Below are 19,486 nucleotides of genomic sequence, written 5' to 3' on the forward strand. Positions count from 1 at the left end.
TTGTTTCAATTTTGATATTTGAAGCGTTGTTACTAAATATATTTAAACTAATAAGATAACGTTTTCATTTTCATTTATAAAAATTATCTCTACTATTCTTTTTTTGATAGATTTAATAGCACTGTTCTGTTACTTTATCTAAGTAATCCTTTTTTTATCCCCTCTCGCCTCTTTATTACATAAAAATAGTTATTTATTATAGAGTACTTTCTTACGGTTTAGTTACAATATACTATCCAACACCATCGGATACATTCCATTATTTAAGAAATGCTATTCCGATTATTGACTTTTATAAAAAAATAGACACTGCCATCATCAATGGTAGTGTCTATTTTTTAGTCCTTTTCAATTTAAATGTATTGGATTTTCATACTTTTTATCGTTATCAATATCGGCGATTTATTTCAATCAATTGTATTTCATGAGGTTGTAATAACGTTTCCAGATTATATTTTTTTTGTGCAGAGATATGATGTATTTTAACTCCAGGTTCCGCTCTGCCTTTAATATAGTTGATCGTATCATTATCCATATATTGCGGTGCCCCCATGTCTACCCAAGCATCGAATGAAGAACCTTGCTGTCTATTAACATACTGCTTCTTCATTATATACTCACCATCTAGGCCCTCTAAAGTTAATTGAAAGGACTTAACACGTTCATCTTCAAATACTTTATAGCGACTAGTTGATGACAGTTGTGAATAATCAAATCTTCTATATAAATTATTTGGGTGGCTGTAATTGAAAAGTAGGATTTGGTAATCTTCTCCGCTTTTAGTGACAATCATATCTTCTTCTCTTGATACTAAATATTCACCAAGCTTGCTTAGGAAGAAAAATGCATGATACCCAGCCTTTTTGATACCATTATAGGTCATTAATCCAAAACCTCCATGGAAGAGAGGCTGCTCCAGTTGAAACTCATCAAATATGTCCGTAAATGTCCAAAAACCCATTCCTTTCACTTTTTCAAAGTTTTCGATAACAATTTTAGCGATAAAGGTTCCCATATAACACGTGTCGTGTACCAAATCCCTGCTATCAGAATTTGCATTCCATTCCGTTATCCATAAATCTTGATTTAGTGATGCCAATCCTTTGATCTTATTAATGATATGGTCAATGCATGTTGAAAAGTTACTTTCATCCCCCAGCATAATGCCACTAGATTCAGCTATTTTTTGTATAACGGTTCCTGTTGATTCCATATCACTTACTTCCAGCATTGAATCGGATTTCGGTGAATGTTCATTGGATAAATTGTATACATGAAAAGAAAAGAAATCCAAACCAACCTTTTCATTTTGCACAAATGCATCAAAATCATCTAACCAATTTTGATGTTTAGAAAAGTTAATAGTTCCAAATCCTCCAATTTTTAATTCAGGATCAATTGCTTTTATGCATTTATAGCTTTCCGCATAAAAAGTAAAGAATTCCTGTCTTGTACCGCCCCAAAAATATTGCACTTCCGGTTCGTTCCAAAACTCAAAATACCATGTTCTAACTTCTTGCAATCCATATCGATTAATCAAATGTCTGAAAAAAGCCTCCAGTAAACTTAACCATCGTTCCATTTCTATTGGAGGTGATACAAATGCATCCCACCAAAATATTTTATCTTCAGTACTTGCCAAATCTTTTGGCATAAAACCTATTTCAATAAAAGGCTTTAAATGTACATCAAGTAAATTATCCAAAAGAGAATCAATATGATTAAAATTAAAATAATACGATCCATCTGATTTCTCATTAAATACCATAAGTTGGTCTGAAAAAATCCCATGAAATCGAATGTATTCAAATCCTATTTCGCTCTGAACCTGTTTTAATTGATCATAAAAATCCTTCCTCAGGGCATGAGGAGCATAGCCAAAAGTCATTAATTTTGTGAAAGAACGATTAATTTTGCTAAAATACTTGGTAACATCAATTGTTTTTGTTTCTCTTTCTTTTATTGAGACTTCAGTTACATCCTTACGATCTAGATTACGATCTAGATATTTGAATAGATTTTCGAATGACTCTTTACTGTTGATGCTCAGGTAATCTTTCATCACGCCTTTTTCGAGCTCTACTCGATATTGTTTTCGATATTGCATTGGTGTTATCCCTAACACATCCTTGAAAACTCTATAATAGGCTTTACTGTCAGGAAAACCAAATTTAAGAGCTATATCAGTAACGGTTTCATCTGTTGTTCGCAACGTAAACAATGATTTGTTTAAGCGCATATTATCTAAATATTTTTTCAGAGATACCCCCACATTTGATTTGAAATATCTGGACAGATAATGTGGATTTAATGAAAACTCCTTTGCAATATCCTGTAATCCAAAATGTACTTCTATACAATGTTCATTCATATATTGAAGTATTTCTACGAGTCGTTGATCATCTTCCATTCGCTTTTCACTTTTTTTTACCGGTACTTCAAAATGCTCTAGAAGAATGACTATAAGATCTAATAACATTATCTTTACTTTCAGATGGTATAGATTTTTCTTATTCAATACCAGTTCCATCATATTGGCTAAGATATACTTTATTTTATCTAAGACAAACATAGATTCTTCTTTAACTTCTCTTGAGTTCAAATAGAATCTTTTTTGCTCAACATCGATACCAAGTTTCTGAAAATACCTGTTGTCAAATTGCAGAGCCAACACATGTGTTTTTTCAAACCCTGTCCTAGAGTTGATAAAATGTAGTTCATCTCCATTTACAAGAAAAACATCACCTGTTTTCAGCAAATAGTCATCTTGATTAACCCTAATTTCCAATTCACCTTCCAGCACAAAAAGAATTTCAGTTGCTTTATGCCAATGAAACGGGAATTGTTCTACTGTATGTGTAAAAATATTTATTGGCAAATCTGCCTGGTAATCTATCTGTTCATATTGGTATCGCATGTTTCACCGTCCCCCACCCAATAATTATCAATACTTTAGCATAAAAAGAGTATCTAAACAATTTTCAATGGATTTAGATAGAATTAGTAATTTTAAAATTTCAGTTATACTGTCTCAAAAAATTCGACTATCACCATTTAGCAATTAACCGTTTGCTTGGCAGGCAGAAAAAAAGATTAATTTGTAATTCTTCGGAAGAAACTTCCTTTCGGTATAGTTAAGACACTTTTAATAATCTTTAAAAGGAAGAAACCCACAATACTGCCAGTAGTATTTAGAATGACATCATCAATATCAAATTGCCCAATTTTAAGAACGAGCTGTAAAATCTCAACTGAAAAGCTGATAACGATTGAAGTAACAAATACCTTCGTAAATCTTCTGTATTTTTTAAATAACAAAGGAAGAAAAATTCCCAATGGTAGAAATATTAAAATGTTCCCTAATGTGTTATTGATGATTATATCCGTATTAAAACGCTCAAAACCAGTTAAATATTCAATCGTATTTTTAAACGGAATGATATTCGAATTGAACATTATAAATTCAAAAAACCCTTCTGAATTCATTGGAGTGAAAGCATATCTGTTAAGTGTATCACCATTTATGGTATAATCTGTAATTCGAAAAATGATTCGTTGAAAAAGCAACTTAAATAGAGTAATAAATGAATAAAGACCAAATAATATCCATACCCCTATCTTAAATGCCTTATAGAAAGGAAACAGTGACTCTTGCAAACCTTTTGTTAATTGTTTTTGTTCTCCGAAACTTACTAATGACTTCTGTATTGCTTCTTCCATAGTAAAACCTTGGTCTAAATATTCATTTTTCAATAAATAAAGGTGATCTCTCATTTCATCAATTATTTCTCTTTTTTCTTCCTCGTCACAATTTAATTGGCTCACAATTTTATCAATATAGGATTCAATTTTTTTATCCAAGCCATTCCCTCCGAACATACTTTAATTAAATTGCTAATTTGATTCCATTCTTCTAATTTTTTATCTAATTCTTTCTTTCCATCCTGTGTAATCCTATAGTATTTCCTTCTGCCACCATTCTCTGAATTCCCCCAATATGATTGTAGCCATCCTTTATTTTCTAATCGCTTCAAGGCGGGATATAACGTTCCTTCACTCATGTTATATAGTTCATTACTATTTTCTTTTAAGGTTTTTACAATTTCATAACCATACATATCCCTTTTATTTGCCAGTGATAAAAGCAGAATATCAATACTTCCCTTCATTATCTCCTTGTCCATAACTACACCTCGCTTTCAAAACTAATCCTATTTACATCGTAACACTATGATACATCGCATTACAAGGTTCAAATTAGAAATTTCATCCAATTTTCTCATAAAATATAAAGCAAACATTTCATATTACATAAATGTTTACACTTTATATTCAATAAAAGGTTTTATAACTTAAATACAATCAGTCTCCGTAAACAGATAAACATAACATTATGTAATGTGTGTATCTTTTTACATACACCCTAAACAATATCGATTATTTAAGCACTCGGATCTCCATATTCTTCTCTTTAAAACATGCTTTTTCCTTTTTCCTCACTCTTTCCAACAGATTTTTCCGATATTTTCACCAAATCTACATGGTTTTGTATGCTCGAATTAATTTCTTTGAATCTACCAATCGTATCAACTAATGATAGAAAAATCACACCTTTATTTTCAGCTAAAATAATTTGTAATTGCTCATTTTTATCCAAGAAGTAATGTCTCCTTTTCTTTTTGTATGATGACATGTACCAAGAACATCAAGTCTAATTCCAAAACTTTGGCTATTTTAACTACCGTTTGTACTGATGGTTGATGCCTCTCTCCATTTTCCAATCTGTATAAAAATGATGGAGACAAACCTGTAAGAATGGCAAGTTTTGATAATGTTCATCTTGCAAAGGGATTCACTGGCCCCCAAAGTCCTCTCCCAACAATAACTAAACTGAATATTTTTTAAATCGCGGGTCAACATAATGTTACCAATAAATAGCGCAAAACATGTAAATAGGGAAGGAACTGTGATTTATGGGGCCTACATTTTGGAGTAATACGATATGGTATATTCTCCTTGGGATTATGACAATCCTTGTATTGGTCATTGTTTTCACCAAAACCCCCAACCGTAAACACGTACTCTCTTTATATTTATCTGTATGTGGAATCACTTTTTTTGCATTCGAAGTGGTCATTTTAATGTGCTTGAAGGCGTACATATATTTTCCAAAGATTTTTTCTAACCAACACGATGATTCAGTTGTTGGAAATATATTTTCGCAAACCTCCGTGTCCGCAGCTGCTGTCTTCATTACAGTCTTTAATCTTAAATTTCACTGGCAATTGATTATTGCACTTATATACGGTGGTATTGAAGAACTGTTTATTCTACTGGGTATATATCAACAAAACTGGTATCGTACATGGATGACTATTATCGGTCTTCTCATTTTATTCCGCTTCGCAAAAATAGTAAGTACCATATTAGAAAAACAAAGTAGGCGTATTTGGCGTTACATTTTTATCTTCTTTGGATTGTGTACGTTGCACTTTAATATAGTTACTTGGGGATCTAAGGCAGTCGGTATTCGTAGTTTCAATGAAACTTTAATTCCGAATAATGATTGTAGTATTGCTATTATAGCAGCTACCTTAAATCTGCTCTTGGCTGTCAGTACAATGATTTTGTATTTTATGGACATTAAGTGGAAGTGGAAAGCTGTGGGGATATTTGTTCTCTATTTCGCTCATTTTTTTGCAGAGAAATACCAATTGATACTAAGCTCAGATGGTTGGTTTTTTATTTTAACTTCCATTAGTATTTGGGGAATGTATTTGAATATTTACCTTCTCGATCGTTTATATCCTAAGCCCTTATAGTTCGACTCGAGAGTAAAGTGTAAATCACATTACAAAACGGGTAACGTCAACAATGACCTTTTCTTAGAACAGCGGAAAGGACGATAGCAGCTTTAGCTTGTTTCTTCTGGCTCCGCTTGGTTGGTATCTCACAGTCCGAAAATGACCGGGCACGCAACAGCGTGATGTCCCTCAGGAACAAATCATGGACTGGCTAGCCCATACATAAATGACTATAACGATTTCTGTAACTCCATGTAACGCAAGAGACAAAAAAGAAGCTTCCTAAAAGTTTACTTAACTTATGAGAAGTCTCTTTTATTTCATTGTGTTAGCCAAATGTTAGCATCCTATTGTTTGTTTGTTACAAAGTCTAATCCTAAATAATTTCCAACAGGTTATTTAGTGATAATATGATTTTTATTTAAATTCTTAGAAGTATGCAATTAGATAAATTAAGAACGAAAGTAGCATCTCTTTTAAATAAAAAACTTGCCATTGTTGTTATCACAACAATGGCAAGCCCTATTTTATTTTTCAAATTTAACCATTATCCCATCCCCTAGGGTCCCATTTTTTAATAATAAACCATAATTGTCAATGGAGTCATGTACTGTAAATTCTAAAACTGCATGCATCCTACCATCTTGAATACCGTGCAACCATTGCTCATCTTCCCAACCTATCGTCTCGATTATCTTAATATCTACCGGATGATATGATTCTTCACCGTCGATTAGTGTAAAATGATGATCTGGTCTCATGTGGTAAGACATTGTATCACGAATCTCAAAATTAAACTCAATTGCAATATTTTTCATTCCTGGTTCGGGAGGAGGCATACTACTCTCCACTTCTTTAGCTTCATAAAAGAGAACCCCGCCCCAACCTTTGCTTTCACTGTTTTCACCTGTATGAAGTTCGATTAAATAATCACTTGGTGCTTCATAAGAATTTGCTGATTCATCACGACTTGATATCGGTTCTTCTCGGTCAATCTTTTCAACACTGCCTTCAGTAGGATTAAAAACCTGTTCTACTTCAACATTTGAATTCGCATGCTCAATATTAGGTGCAACCCTTACCATGGTAAATAAAAAGGTTCCGAATATTAACAATGATGTTGAAATCACAACCCACTTTAATCGTTTTTCAACTGCTTTCCTATTAGATATATTTCCACCCATACCCCTATTTGGTACAATACGAACTGCTCTTTCTGCCGGCAAGATCGTTCCTAATACGCCAATAAATACAGGAATTAATCCTGTCATCAATATAAAACCAATTTCTTCGGCTGGAAAAGCATGATATAGACCCCAAATAATCATTAAGGCAATAGTAAAGCCAATCAACGCTGCAAATAATCCACTAAATACCCCTTCAGCTAATATTAACCTCCGAATACTCCATCGTTTCCATCCTATTGATTGTAGTAAAGAGATTTCTTCTCTCCGTTCCGAGACATTCTGCCACATTATCTCAGCTGTAGTTAAAATAGCTATAATTAAAGCCACAATAATAGCTATATAATGGGTAGGACCAATTTCTAAAGCTACATATTCTCCAAGTAATGAAGTGTACATGATTCCTCTTAATCGGAAGGTAATGTATAGAAAAACAGCTAAGAGGGCCGTAGGCAGTGCAATAGATATAACCGATAAAATGCTTCTTTTCCATTTCCCAATGAAATGGTTAATAGCCATCCGATTTATTCCTTTTGCCTGAAATAGTCTCTTACTCTTACCTGAAATTTCACCTGAACGCATTGCCTCATATGGAGAAATGCTTCGGGCCATGATCATCGGAATAATGGAACCGAGAAGATAAACAATCAATCCAAATAAACCAGTCGATAAGAAACGCTCAAACGATATGCTGACCTCACTCGATATATATACAAATCCGAGCATAACCCAAGAAATGAATGCTACAAATAAACCGATTAAACTTGCTTCGATAAATAATAATTGATTCAATCGACTTGGTCGCCAGCCAATTGATAATAAAACAGCAAATTCTTTTCGCCTTGCTAATAAATTAACAATACCAGACGCCCAAACATACACTATTGCTACTGCTATAACACTAGCCACGATTCCTGAAAAACCTATTTTCGTTTCCTTGAAAATAGAAATGGATGAGCCAATATTCACCCAAGGTTGTTGAAGCCATCCTATATCACTTTCACCATTTAAACCAGGAACATAGGTTAATGCTAATTGTGGTGAAGAGCCTAATGTAATATCTGTAATAAGTCCTGTTCTCTTCTCAATCTCACTTGCTACTTTTTCTAGTATTGCTTGACTTTCTTCACTTAAGTCTGTAACTCCTGTAACCTTAATTCGAATTGCTGAAATCGGTTTTTCCCCTAATAATCTTTCTGCCACTTCAATGGTCGTCAGCATTCCTGGGGGATCGGTTAAAAAATTATATGGATCTCCAGTTGGTTTAACAATCTTAGGTGGATTCATCGGGTTCCCATCCGAGTCCATCACATATTCTGCCGTAGCAGGACGATATGTTTCCATTGGGAGTTCAGTTGTAGGGTCGATCGAAATAGATAGATTGCTCGGATCATAAAAACCTATCCAATTTGGTTTGATACGTGGTAATTCCACATAGTTTGCAGCCATTAGCTGTGGTTCTCGAAACGATTCCTTATTTCTATATACACCTACTGTATTTTCCCCATTTCGGAAAGGCAGCAATTGATAGGAATATGGCCATCTATCTATATATGGACTTGAAATTTCATCATACTTTAATGGACTAGGTTTATAAACGATCCCGGTTACACCGTCTTCTCTCATTGGGCTTACGTACTCTTCATTATCCAGCTCTACTACTTCTTCAACATGCACTTCTCCAGTCTTCCAATCTACCCCCGTCATTTTGCTCACGAAGGCATGGAATGTTTCTATCCCGGAAGATGAAAAAGATTCGACTAATTCTCCGTCTAATGTATCTAAATAACTGCCTCCCCCGCGCTCCTTGACAGTTTCCATCACTTCATCTGCATTCTCTTCAGTGATATCAAGATCCAAAAGTTCAAAGGATATTTCTTCTATCTTATCGACATAAGCATGTTGATTTACGATAATGGGGAATTCGTGATAGACTCGTTCTTCGTTGAAATGATAGCCATCTGTATCTTCAAAATATCTGCTTGACCCCAGATCAATGATTGCCTCTTCTAAACCAATTAATTTCGCTTCTTCCTCTGGATCAATTCCAGCAAGCAACGAGTCACCACCAATACTAAAATCTAGAATCGGTGCACCTACGCCATATTCTGGCCCTTTATTCATTACATCCCAAACATCGTTCGGAAAATAGGAGTTAAAACTGTTTTTTTCTTCATCTATTCCATTGTTTATGGTTACAGTAGTCTTTTTTCTGTATAATCCTTCTTCTGACAATTCTACCTCACCAAAATTCACTTCATAATTAGCATAACCAATCATTGCAATAGGAGCAGCAATATCTACACCAGGAATATCTTTTATCATTTCGTATTGTTCGATACTAATGCCACCATTCATACCACTCAGATAGTTTGGCTCCAATAACTTTTTATCTTCAGTAACACTGCGGGTACCCTTTGGGCGAACAACAATATCATAAGAAGCCGACCAGCGTTGTTGCAAATTATCAACAACAGTACCTTTATTCGTTTCAGACAGTCCAATGAGGTAAGTTAAACCAGCACTAACTATAAATGCTCCAATGATGAGTAAAATAAACCGATCTTTCCGCCTCCACCAATTCTGCCAAATAAAACGAATCACGAAGATACACCTTCTTTATCCGAGAGAACTACACCATCTTTCATGGTAATAATACGACTTGCTTTGGCTGCTAGTACCGGATCATGAGTTACGAACAAAACCCCACATCCTTCTAGTTCATTCAGTTCTTTTAATAACTCATAAATCCTTTCGCCTGTTTCTGTGTCTAGGTTTCCAGTTGGTTCGTCCGCTAGTAACCAGCTCGGCTTGTGTACAATCGCTCGGGCAATCGCAACCCGCTGTTGTTGTCCACCAGATAATTGTGATGGGAGAGAGTCTAATTTATCAGTGAGCCCGACTTGCTTTAATACCTCTTTGGCTCGTTCAATTTTGGTATATGGAACTTTTCTAGCAAATAGTGGAGTTAGAACATTCTCTAAAGCTGTTAAGGTAGGAAGAAGATGAAATTGTTGGAAGATGAATCCTATTTCTTTGAAGCGAAAATCTGCTATTTTATTCTTTCCCTTTTTTAATATCTCTTCTCTGTCATATGTTAATGTTCCGTTACTCGGTTTATCCAATGTACCGATAAGACTTAATAAAGTTGACTTCCCTGAACCCGACGGACCAATAATGGCAGTGAATTCCCCCTTTTGAAAAGATAAGTTAATATTATTCAATGCTACTGTACTCGTTCCATCACCTTTAAACTCTTTATGTAGATTCTTACATTCTATTTTCTCCATTATTATCATTCTCCTTATCTAAAATGCTCAATCGTAGAAGGATTACCCCAAAAACATATTTTTGATATATTTAGTCCAAGAGTACATAATTAATACCAACAAAAAATTGTGCTGCAAAAATATAATCATGTCCATTCTCTATATATCTTTCGTCCAGTAAATCTGATGAAAAGCCGGAAACGTCAATTAAATTGAAAGGGATTTCTTCACGACTCTTTCATTGAACAACATATTATTGAGAACGTTGACATTCTTTATATAATTACTTAGCTCTACAATCCCATTCTCATTAATTAATACACCATGTGGTACAGTTCTTACAAAATATAAAGATGATATTTGATCAGATCGATTATAAACAAAATTATTATTTAATACAAAATTAATATCATAATTTGTTGAAATAGTATTGAGGTTCTCAATTAAGGATTTACAAATTGGGCAGTTAGTCTTAATAAAGAGTATAAACGTTCTCTTTTTTCGAGAATATATTCTTAGATATAAATTTAACTCCATCCTCACCACTTACAAATCTTCCTTGTCAAAAAGATATATTTTCGAAAGTGCTTACATTTTATACTATATATCTCAGAGCGAAAAATGTAAACAATTTACAATATTTCATTTTTTCGAAGGAATTTGAATACAATGGTTTTAATTATTATCATCTGTATATCTCTTTCATTATCTTTTACTTTCCTACTTTATAAAAAATTAATAACTTGAATCACCAATTTTAAAAAAATATTTGGGATTTAGAAGAAAGAAGTAAAAACTTTGAGTCAAATAAAGGAGAAATTCATTCATCAATCGGAAAAGAAGCGCCAAACTTTGAAGCTAGTTCTATAAATAGTAATGAAAAAACAACATTAGATTCTATTATTCAGGATAACTTAGTACTAATCTTTATGAATTCAAGCTGTATATACTGTGAAAATAATCTGGAGTTGTTTCTCACTGAAGCAAAAAACTATCCTTCTTTTAATACGTTGTTGTAATGAGTGAGAATGAATCAACAGAAGCTAGTTCTTTATCAAGTTTATATAAAACGGAAGTAACAGTTCTTATTATTAAAGAACAAGTATTTTATGATTATCAAATTTATTTTTGGCCAACCTTTGTTCATTTAAATAAATCCTTTGTTATTCAAAATGTTACACCTATTCCTATCTTTGTTATTCTAGGAATTAAAACAGCTTAATTTGACATTAACTTTAGTTTTCCAAAAACTAAAGTTATATAAATTTAAATAAGGAGGTGTGTTGATATGTCGCCAATTTGTGGAGATCCAAGTAAAATGACTACTTATTATTATTGTGCATGTGACAGAATGTGTTCTTTAACAGAAAGAGCTAATGCTCGATATAGAAGAAGAGTAGATTCCGGTGACGTATGCGAAGACGTAGCAAGCGCTTGCCCTTGCTAAACTTAGAATAAATGTCTACAAATATAGTAGATGATTAATCTAAGTATGACTAACATGTGATAGCACAAGCAACAAGATATTTTAGGCTAAAAACATCATAACAATGTTTTCAGCCCATACTTTCAATTCTTTATATATTTTATTATTTCAGTGGCTGTGAATAAAACCAGCCGATGATTTATAAATCTATAATTCTTGGTATAAATTTTTAAATAATTTAATGATTATTTAAAAAATACTTATTTATATTAAATCATGTAGAATATGTTAGTTAAATGTTAACCAACCACTTTTATTCAAATCAAAAACTCTTATATATCAAGGTTTTTGGCGACTATTACATCATGCCGCCCATGCACTATTAGTCTATAATTCTTTTTATTCACTTATATTAGCCGTTGTTACAACTGAATTTTTATCCTTTGGAGCATTTGAAGTTTATATTATTTTACATTCATTTATAAGTAAAAAGTGGTCAAATTACGCTCAATAATTTTATTTATTCTTAACTATTCTACGGGATATAGATAAACAGGAATTGTTGCTTCTATTTCATCTCCTGCTTTGCTTTCAAAAACAAAATCAACAGTAGAACCTCTGCTTCCATCTCCAAATGTTTCTCCAACATAACTTCCTCTTTTTCCTTCTTCTCTTATGAACACATTACCTCGATGTCCTTCTTGTGCTGTTATTTTATATCTTCCTGGTTCAATGTCGGAACCAAAGTAAAAATATCCTGCACTCACTTTAATTGGTTTATCAGATGCCTTTATTAACTCTCCTTCTAGTTTGGCTAATTCTTCTTCTGCCGATTTAATATCAGTCTGTAAGGATTTTAACTCTCTTTGATGTTTAATAACTTCTGATTTCAGGTCATCTTTATTGGCAGCCAACTCTTTTAATTCTTGAAATTCATCTTTTCTTTCGTTGGTTGCTTTTATGGTATCATTCAACTCACCATTCGCTGATTCAATCTCTTGATCTAACTGTTTCAATTCTGACTCTCTTTCTTCGATTTTACCCAGCAACTCTTCATAGTTGACTGCTTCCCCTTCAATATCTACTGTTTCTTCACTGCACGCAACTAATAGTAAAAATCAAGCTGCTACAATTATTTTCTTCAACTTATTAACCCCCTGGTACTCCTGATCTATAACCTATTCTATATCAATCCTTAATATCCTGCTTATTAGTCAAATCCCCTAATACATTTTGGTGCACCCATGATAGTTCGTGTATTACATTTACCAGCTGCTGTTTACGATCTTCGTTTTCCAAACCCTCTGTAATTTTGATTAAATTATCAATCTTTACTAATTTTCTCTGCATTTTTAAACATTGAAAATCTCTCCTTAAAATAGTTTTAAAAGTTGAATTTACCTAAATCTTGAAGGGAGTTATATGTAAAACATTGAAGCTGTAGTGTAGGTGAGGTTGAAATGAGAGAAGAGAAGGGAAGAAAAAAACCAACCATATGCAGATGGAAAAAGAATCGTAAATCCCGGTGCTATCCTCAACGAACAAGAATTTTATGAATACCTAGATAGAAATGAACCTTTATTAAAGGGATATTTTGAAACGAACAATGATAATGAATGAACTAGATAAGATGTATGGTTTGGTCTTGTTTATACGCAGAATAGAATTTACAAGTAAATTAAAAAAAGACTGGTACGAGATTCGGTTCAATACCGAACTCATACCAGTCGACAGATTTGTGTGCTCATTTCAGATTTCTATTCATGTTTACTTTGAACTCTTGCAACACTAATAAAGTAAATTATTAAACCTATAAAATACAGAAAACTTATTAGAAAAAAATGGTTAATTTCTAATGCTGCACACAAGCAACATAGTAAAAATATACCGAGTAATAGAGGTATATGAGCCGCTTTTTCCGCTTTGATTAGTGTAGCAATACCACCTATAACAACGAGCACGATAAAAAATAGAATAAATGTAAATAGGGGATTCAATTGAAATTTTGGTAAAGATATTAAAAATAGTGTACTTACTACAATACTAATCCATAATATGCTAATCACTAGCCGTCTCACTTATAGCCTCTCCTTAAACTTAATATTTATTCTCTAGTGCGTAATAACTTTTATTAACTTCATTATAATGATATACCCACATAGATAGTGCATATGCATTTGTTGCAAAAGCAACTGGACCAGCAATATTTTTCAAAATAACTTTTGCAGTTGCCCAAGAGAATAATGTCCCAATTGTCAATCCTCCACCCGATACAGCCTGTATAATCCAACCAGCGATAGTCGATGACTCATGACTAACCATACCATCTACCGCTCTCGTAAATTCATTATAATTTGCTCGGTTTGTAGCTGAATCATGTTTTAAGTTTACTTTTTTGGTGCCGAGATCAGCATAATTAGCATACCCAAAATCTACAAGGTAATTTGTTGTATAACTAATCCCAAAGTAACTGATCATTGACCTATTACTTATAATACTACTTGAAGTAGCCCTCATATCGAATTCTGTTATTGGATCATGTTTTATTGTTAAATCTATCCCAACATCATTAGTTTCACTAGGCAATATTTCGAAAATCTCCACTTCTTGATCAACAATCTGAGTTCCTTCAATCTTCGTTGAAAAATCTTGAAGTAATTCGTTTGTCTCATTATTATAGACTTTTGTATGAATTACAACAATATCCCCTAAGTCTTCAACTGTCTCAATATACCGTAGCGTTTGTCCATCTACTTGTAATAAATATTCAGATTTCTCTTCTGTATCAATAATGAATTGAATTCCTTCTGATTCATTAATTTCGGATGCTAATACAGTTTTATTTGTCGGTAAGCCAAAAAATACTATATGTAAAGCTAGTACCAAAATAATTGATTTAATTAATATCTTTCTCATCTTACTCCACCCCTTTTATAATGTTTGTTCTGATAAATATTAATAATTTATAATTCTAGTAAATATTTTTAAGCAATATTTATAGAATCATAGTAATTTTTCTATTTTTCTTACTTCAATGCCACAACTCTTTTTATATAGCTTGTAACATATGAAGGATAGTTAGAAAATGCAACTCAGATCCTAATTTCACAATAGTCCTCCTAACTTTTTTTACCAGAACTCTTTCTGAGTTTATCCATCTTACTGCCCAATTCGACACTTTTTTCCAAATACCCTCCTTTTTCTACTTGGGAAAGTCCAAGTAAAAAAGCACTACTAATTAAAGATAAACTTTCCTACTTTCCTACTTTCCTAAAATAAAAAATAACCCTCATTGAGTGAAGGTTAATCTATTTGCAATTCTATAACGTCTTGCAGCTTAATCCTTGTACCATTACGAAGAAGGATATGTTTACTCATCACATCAACAGTATCAAGTTTACCTCTTACTTTCTTGTGATCGTTACTTTTATAATACTTAACAATAACAGTAAGATCATCATGTATAGCAAGTTGGAGTTTGGTATTTATTTCTTCTTTTTGATAATCAGAAATCATTGGTTTCTCTTTATACTCCTGCTGCTCACGTATACCTTTTAACATTTGAACATGTTCCGGCATCATCATTGATGTCCATTTAATGGATCCTCTTAATACTTATTTTGAAAATATTCGTATGGTAGATATTACTTGGCAAATGTATCAAGAAGCACTTCATAAACTCGAAAATAAATTTGCCCATCAAACTATTGATGGTATTCATCGAACAGGAGGAATGATTTTCAAAAAAAAGCGATGTAACTAGAAGGATCCAACCGAATATGCTTATCTCTCAAAGAAAAAACAGACTGTTGAGGATATAGAAAATAAAAAAGACCTTCCTAAATATATGGAAAAGGAAGACCTTGCTACATTCCTGAAAGCAGCATATAAACACGGATTGCATCTAGATCATCCTATATTTTTAACATTAGCTTATACTGGACTCCGAATTGGAGAATTATGTGCACTAAAAGCATCTGATATACAGAAAAAAGGAAACGTTCACCTTTTGAGCATTACAAAAACTTATTACAACCCTAAAAACAATGTTAAAAACTTTGAAATTGTAACACCAAAAACACAAAGTTCCATTCGGAAGATTGATTTAGATGAAATGGTTGTACAAGCATTAAAGAGTTTAATTAAAATTAACGGTCAAGTCAAAGAGGAATATCCAAATGAATACTATGATTATGGTTACTTATTTATTAATACAACTAATTATCCTGGTTATCCGATCTATCCGAAAATTATTGAACAGCGCATGAAACGTTTACTAAAGCTACCCAAATTAAATGAAACTTTATCACCACACTCTTTAAGAAATACGCACACGTCCTTGCTTGCGGAAGCTGGAGTTTCTATTGAACGAATCATGGAACGTTTAGGTCATTCAGATGACAAAACGACTAAAAATGTTTACCTTCATAAAACCGAAGAAATAAGAAAAAGAGACTCCGAAAAGTTCGGAAGTCTCATGAAAAACGTTCTTGATTTTGATTAAAAATGGTCAGAATGTGGTCAAAAGTAGATAGGTGTCATGATAAGCATTGATATATCAATGCTTACAGGCATCTCCTACATCATGCCGCCCATTCCACCCATGCCGCCCATGTCAGGCATTCCGCCGCCGCCTTCATTTTCTTCAGGCTTATCAGCGACTACAGCTTCTGTAGTTAAGAACATAGCTGCTACAGATGCTGCGTTTTGTAATGCAGAACGAGTAACTTTTGTAGGGTCAACAATACCTGCATCAACCATGTTTACCCATTCGCCAGTTGCAGCGTTGTATCCGACACCTACAGCTTCGCCTTTTAGGCGCTCAACAATGATTGATCCTTCAAGTCCAGCATTATGTGCGATTTGACGTACTGGCTCTTCTAGTGCACGAAGTACGATGTTTGCACCAGTTGCTTCGTCACCTTCAAGAGAAAGTTCAGCAACTTTTGCGTGTACGTTTACTAGTGCAGTACCACCACCAGAAACAATACCTTCTTGAACAGCTGCACGAGTAGAGTTCAGTGCGTCTTCAATACGAAGTTTACGTTCTTTTAATTCTGTTTCAGTTGCAGCACCAACTTTAACTACTGCTACACCACCAGCTAATTTAGCTAGGCGCTCTTGTAATTTTTCTTTATCAAAATCGGAAGTAGTTTCCTCTGCTTGTGCACGGATTTGTGCTACACGTGAAGAAATAGCTTCAGGATTTCCATTACCTTCTACGATCGTTGTGTTTTCTTTTGTTACAACAACTTTAGAAGCGCGACCTAATTGCTCAATTGAAGCACTCTTAAGGTCTAAGCCAAGATCTTCAGTAATTACTTCACCACCAGTTAAGATACTGATGTCTTCAAGCATTGCTTTACGACGATCACCAAAACCAGGTGCTTTAACTGCTACAGCGTTGAAAGTACCACGAAGTTTGTTTACTACTAAAGTAGCAAGAGCTTCACCTTCAACATCTTCAGCAATGATTAGAAGTGGTTTACCTTGTTGAACAACTTGTTCTAGTACTGGTAATACCTCTTGAATGTTACCAATTTTCTTATCTGTAATTAGGATATATGGATCTTCTAATACAGCTTCCATTTTATCTTGGTCAGTAACCATGTATGGAGAAGCGTATCCACGGTCAAATTGCATACCTTCTACAACTTCTAACTCTGTATTGAATCCTTTAGATTCCTCAATAGTGATAACACCGTCATTACCTACGCGTTCCATTGCTTCAGCAATTAGTTTACCAACTTCTTCATCAGCTGCAGAGATTGCAGCAACTTGTGCAATAGATTCTTTGCTTTGTACCGGTGAAGAAATTGCTTGTAATTCTTCTACTGCTGTAGCAACAGCTTTTTCAATACCACGACGAATTCCAACTGGGTTTGCACCAGAAGTTACGTTTTTTAGTCCTTCACGAATCATAGCTTGAGCTAATACAGTTGCAGTAGTTGTACCATCACCAGCAACATCATTTGTTTTTGATGCAACTTCAGATACAAGTTGTGCACCCATGTTCTCAAAAGCATCTTCTAATTCGATTTCTTTAGCAATGGTTACACCATCATTTGTAATAAGAGGTGAACCAAATTTTTTATCTAAAACAACATTACGACCTTTTGGTCCTAAAGTTACCTTTACAGCATCTGCTAATGTATCTACACCACGAAGCATCGCGCGGCGTGCGTCTTCACTAAATTTAATATCTTTAGCCATCTGAAATGCCCTCCTTAATATTAAAAAAAATATATGTTATGATATGTTAAAATTGATTTAGCTTACGACTGCTAAAATGTCATTTTCACGAAGAATTAAGTATTCTGTGCCGTCATACTTTACTTCTGTACCAGCAAATTTTGAGAAAATAACGCGATCTCCTTCAGAAACTTCAAGAGCTACTTTCTCTCCATTTTCTGTTACGCGACCAGAGCCTACTGCAATAACTTTCCCTTCCTGTGGTTTTTCTTTTGCAGAGTCTGGAAGTACGATACCGCTTGCTGTTGTTTCCTCTTGTTCTACAAGCTCAATAACAACTCGATCTCCTAGTGGTTTAATCATGTAGACAACCTCCTTAATTCCTTATCTAGTTTTGTATTTTTTGTTAGCACTCAATACACCTGAGTGCTAATACCAATTAATATAATAAATAATTTCTTTTTGAATTGCAAGTATTGTAACTATTATTTTATAAAAATTTTTTAATCAATCTATACGAACACGTTCTATTATTATATAGGCTTGTAATATGATAAAATACACGGGAATGCTTCAAACGTAGATAGTTTATGCAGCAATTGTATAAACTATACTAAATAAGATGTTAACGAAGAACAAAAAGGAGTTGTCATCGTGGCAAATCATTATTGGTGGGTCATAATAACATATATTATCATGCAACTTTCTGGAGTTGTTTTTGTTGGAATACTAAGTTTCGCAACAAACATTAGTGATGAAGCATTATCCATCTATTCTATTTATTGGTCCATCTTCAGTTTTATTGTCGGCCTAATTATTGTATTAATGTTAATGAAGCCTGACATGAAAATGGGACAAGCTAGAAATAGAGAAAATAAAACACCTGAAATCGTCCTGTGGTCTATATTAGGGTTGTTTATGGCCTACTTTGCACAAGGTATTGCCGGTTTTATTGAAACAGAATTATTAGGTTTTGAAATGGAATCAGAAAATGCCGAAATGATTGTTGGAGTTATAAGAGCTATTCCGTTATTTATGATTATTCCTGCAATCATCGCACCGATATTAGAGGAAGTAATTTTTCGTAAAATTATCTTTGGTACCTTCTATAAACGGATGAATTTCTTCTTGGCAGCTCTGTTATCTGCTTTCATTTTTGGAATTATTCACGGGGAGCCAGAACACTTACTCATCTACGCTTCCGTAGGGTTCGTTTTCGCTTTTCTTTATGTAAAAACCAAGACCATTCTCGTACCAATTATTGTACATATGACACTAAATACCATTTCTGTTCTTGTACAATACAACTTAGACCCTGAGGATTTAGAACGGATGCGTAAACAACTAGAACAAACACAGATGATCTTAATTGGAGGATAGTTTCAACATGAAAATTTCACCTAAAACAATGGCCATTATTTACTTTGCTATGGGACTACTGTTCATGTACATCGCCCTACAAAGTGCTAATGGTGATACAATCTGGAACTTTACAACGATATTGTTCGCGGCATTTGCAGCATTAGACTTCGGAGTGGGTATACGTCTTATTCGTACCCACCTCCGAGTAAAACGCCACAAGAAGAAGTAAAAGGTGCCTGTCACTTGTCG

General features: G+C 33.7%; 17 protein-coding genes and 1 pseudogene. 6 read left to right on the plus strand and 12 right to left on the minus strand.

The genetic code is table 11. The annotated features are described in order from the left end of the window. Positions 1–388: 388 nt before the first annotated feature. The 5 genes and pseudogenes from GMD78_RS08965 to GMD78_RS21955 form a co-directional block, all read right to left on the minus strand. Complete coding sequence (locus GMD78_RS08965) at positions 389–2,917, minus strand: GH39 family glycosyl hydrolase (protein ID WP_155668484.1); 2,529 nt, start codon at positions 2,915–2,917, stop codon at positions 389–391. A gap of 176 nt (positions 2,918–3,093) precedes the next feature. Continuing rightward, a complete protein-coding gene (locus GMD78_RS08970) occupies positions 3,094–3,861 on the minus strand; it encodes a VanZ family protein (RefSeq protein ID WP_155668485.1) in 768 nt (255 codons plus the stop codon). After that, positions 3,822–4,184: a PadR family transcriptional regulator gene (locus GMD78_RS08975; protein WP_155668486.1), complete on the minus strand. Its 363-nt coding sequence runs from the start codon at positions 4,182–4,184 to the stop codon at positions 3,822–3,824. Before GMD78_RS08975 ends, GMD78_RS08970 begins: the two co-directional genes overlap by 40 nt. A 287-nt stretch (positions 4,185–4,471) precedes the next feature. Then, a complete protein-coding gene (locus GMD78_RS08980) occupies positions 4,472–4,657 on the minus strand; it encodes a hypothetical protein (protein ID WP_155668487.1) in 186 nt (61 codons plus the stop codon). Further along, positions 4,650–4,823: pseudogene (locus GMD78_RS21955) on the minus strand (helix-turn-helix domain-containing protein); the annotation flags it as partial. The pseudogene GMD78_RS21955 and the gene GMD78_RS08980, both read right to left, overlap by 8 nt. A 150-nt stretch (positions 4,824–4,973) precedes the next feature. Here GMD78_RS21955 and GMD78_RS08990 point away from each other — a divergent pair. Beyond that, the gene (locus GMD78_RS08990; protein WP_155668489.1) at positions 4,974–5,822 is read left to right on the plus strand and encodes a hypothetical protein; all 849 of its coding nucleotides are present in this window, start codon (positions 4,974–4,976) and stop codon (positions 5,820–5,822) included. Positions 5,823–6,331: 509 nt separating this feature from the next. On the opposite strand, the gene GMD78_RS21850 is transcribed toward GMD78_RS08990, so the two are convergent. Both GMD78_RS21850 and GMD78_RS09000 read right to left on the minus strand, forming a co-directional pair. Next, positions 6,332–9,592, minus strand: coding sequence for an FtsX-like permease family protein (locus GMD78_RS21850; RefSeq protein ID WP_155668490.1), 3,261 nt, complete (start codon positions 9,590–9,592; stop codon positions 6,332–6,334). Continuing rightward, positions 9,589–10,281 (minus strand): ABC transporter ATP-binding protein, encoded by a 693-nt coding sequence (locus GMD78_RS09000; RefSeq protein WP_343042217.1) that lies wholly within the window; start codon positions 10,279–10,281, stop codon positions 9,589–9,591. The genes GMD78_RS21850 and GMD78_RS09000 overlap by 4 nt, the downstream gene beginning before the upstream one ends. Before the next feature lie 994 nt (positions 10,282–11,275). Between GMD78_RS09000 and GMD78_RS09010 the strand changes: the two genes are divergently transcribed. Continuing rightward, a complete protein-coding gene (locus GMD78_RS09010) occupies positions 11,276–11,479 on the plus strand; it encodes a hypothetical protein (RefSeq protein WP_155668492.1) in 204 nt (67 codons plus the stop codon). A 734-nt stretch (positions 11,480–12,213) separates the two neighbouring features. Here the strand turns inward: GMD78_RS09010 and GMD78_RS09015 are convergent. The 3 genes from GMD78_RS09015 to GMD78_RS09030 form a co-directional block, all read right to left on the minus strand. Beyond that, positions 12,214–12,699 (minus strand): hypothetical protein, encoded by a 486-nt coding sequence (locus GMD78_RS09015; RefSeq protein ID WP_196493764.1) that lies wholly within the window; start codon positions 12,697–12,699, stop codon positions 12,214–12,216. 1,081 nt (positions 12,700–13,780) lie between these two features. Beyond that, on the minus strand, positions 13,781–14,599 hold the full coding sequence (locus tag GMD78_RS09025; RefSeq protein WP_155668495.1) for a hypothetical protein: 819 nt from the start codon (positions 14,597–14,599) through the stop codon (positions 13,781–13,783). A 387-nt stretch (positions 14,600–14,986) separates the two neighbouring features. Further along, entirely contained in the window at positions 14,987–15,268 is a 282-nt protein-coding gene (locus GMD78_RS09030; protein WP_155668496.1) for a YolD-like family protein, read from the minus strand. A 13-nt stretch (positions 15,269–15,281) separates the two neighbouring features. Here GMD78_RS09030 and GMD78_RS09035 point away from each other — a divergent pair, with 13 nt between their 5' ends. Both GMD78_RS09035 and GMD78_RS09040 read left to right on the plus strand, forming a co-directional pair. Beyond that, positions 15,282–15,446, plus strand: coding sequence for a hypothetical protein (locus GMD78_RS09035; protein ID WP_155668497.1), 165 nt, complete (start codon positions 15,282–15,284; stop codon positions 15,444–15,446). Between the two features lie 84 nt (positions 15,447–15,530). After that, positions 15,531–16,187 (plus strand): site-specific integrase, encoded by a 657-nt coding sequence (locus tag GMD78_RS09040; protein WP_155668498.1) that lies wholly within the window; start codon positions 15,531–15,533, stop codon positions 16,185–16,187. A 74-nt stretch (positions 16,188–16,261) separates the two neighbouring features. Here GMD78_RS09040 and groL read toward each other — a convergent pair whose 3' ends face one another. Together groL and groES are read right to left on the minus strand one after the other, a co-directional pair. Beyond that, positions 16,262–17,896, minus strand: coding sequence for a chaperonin GroEL (gene groL / locus GMD78_RS09045; protein WP_155668499.1), 1,635 nt, complete (start codon positions 17,894–17,896; stop codon positions 16,262–16,264). Positions 17,897–17,953: 57 nt separating this feature from the next. Continuing rightward, a complete protein-coding gene (gene groES / locus GMD78_RS09050; protein ID WP_155668500.1) occupies positions 17,954–18,238 on the minus strand; it encodes a co-chaperone GroES in 285 nt (94 codons plus the stop codon). Between the two features lie 291 nt (positions 18,239–18,529). Between groES and GMD78_RS09055 the strand changes: the two genes are divergently transcribed. Then, positions 18,530–19,255 carry a CPBP family intramembrane glutamic endopeptidase gene (locus GMD78_RS09055; RefSeq protein WP_343042215.1) on the plus strand — a complete coding sequence of 242 codons (726 nt, stop codon included), beginning with the start codon at positions 18,530–18,532 and terminating at the stop codon, positions 19,253–19,255. Between the two features lie 64 nt (positions 19,256–19,319). After that, positions 19,320–19,466: a YdiK family protein gene (locus tag GMD78_RS09060; RefSeq protein WP_343042218.1), complete on the plus strand. Its 147-nt coding sequence runs from the start codon at positions 19,320–19,322 to the stop codon at positions 19,464–19,466. Positions 19,467–19,486 lie beyond the last annotated feature (20 nt).

It is taken from the genome of Ornithinibacillus caprae (genome assembly GCF_009728145.1).
Lineage (GTDB): Bacteria > Bacillota > Bacilli > Bacillales > Amphibacillaceae > Ornithinibacillus > Ornithinibacillus caprae.

Excerpts from the sequence above, each read along its gene's own strand:
- GMD78_RS09025 (WP_155668495.1), bottom strand. The coding sequence starts at position 14,599 with ATGAGAAAGATATTAATTAAATCAATTATTTTGGTACTAGCTTTACAT.
- GMD78_RS09035 (WP_155668497.1), top strand. The coding sequence starts at position 15,282 with ATGGATCCTCTTAATACTTATTTTGAAAATATTCGTATGGTAGATATT.
- GMD78_RS08975 (WP_155668486.1), bottom strand. The coding sequence starts at position 4,184 with ATGGACAAGGAGATAATGAAGGGAAGTATTGATATTCTGCTTTTATCA.
- groL (WP_155668499.1), bottom strand. The coding sequence starts at position 17,896 with ATGGCTAAAGATATTAAATTTAGTGAAGACGCACGCCGCGCGATGCTT.
- GMD78_RS09060 (WP_343042218.1), top strand. The coding sequence starts at position 19,320 with ATGTACATCGCCCTACAAAGTGCTAATGGTGATACAATCTGGAACTTT.
- GMD78_RS08965 (WP_155668484.1), bottom strand. The coding sequence starts at position 2,917 with ATGCGATACCAATATGAACAGATAGATTACCAGGCAGATTTGCCAATA.
- GMD78_RS09010 (WP_155668492.1), top strand. The coding sequence starts at position 11,276 with ATGAGTGAGAATGAATCAACAGAAGCTAGTTCTTTATCAAGTTTATAT.
- GMD78_RS09040 (WP_155668498.1), top strand. The coding sequence starts at position 15,531 with ATGGAAAAGGAAGACCTTGCTACATTCCTGAAAGCAGCATATAAACAC.
- groES (WP_155668500.1), bottom strand. The coding sequence starts at position 18,238 with ATGATTAAACCACTAGGAGATCGAGTTGTTATTGAGCTTGTAGAACAA.
- GMD78_RS08990 (WP_155668489.1), top strand. The coding sequence starts at position 4,974 with ATGGGGCCTACATTTTGGAGTAATACGATATGGTATATTCTCCTTGGG.
- GMD78_RS09030 (WP_155668496.1), bottom strand. The coding sequence starts at position 15,268 with ATGATGATGCCGGAACATGTTCAAATGTTAAAAGGTATACGTGAGCAG.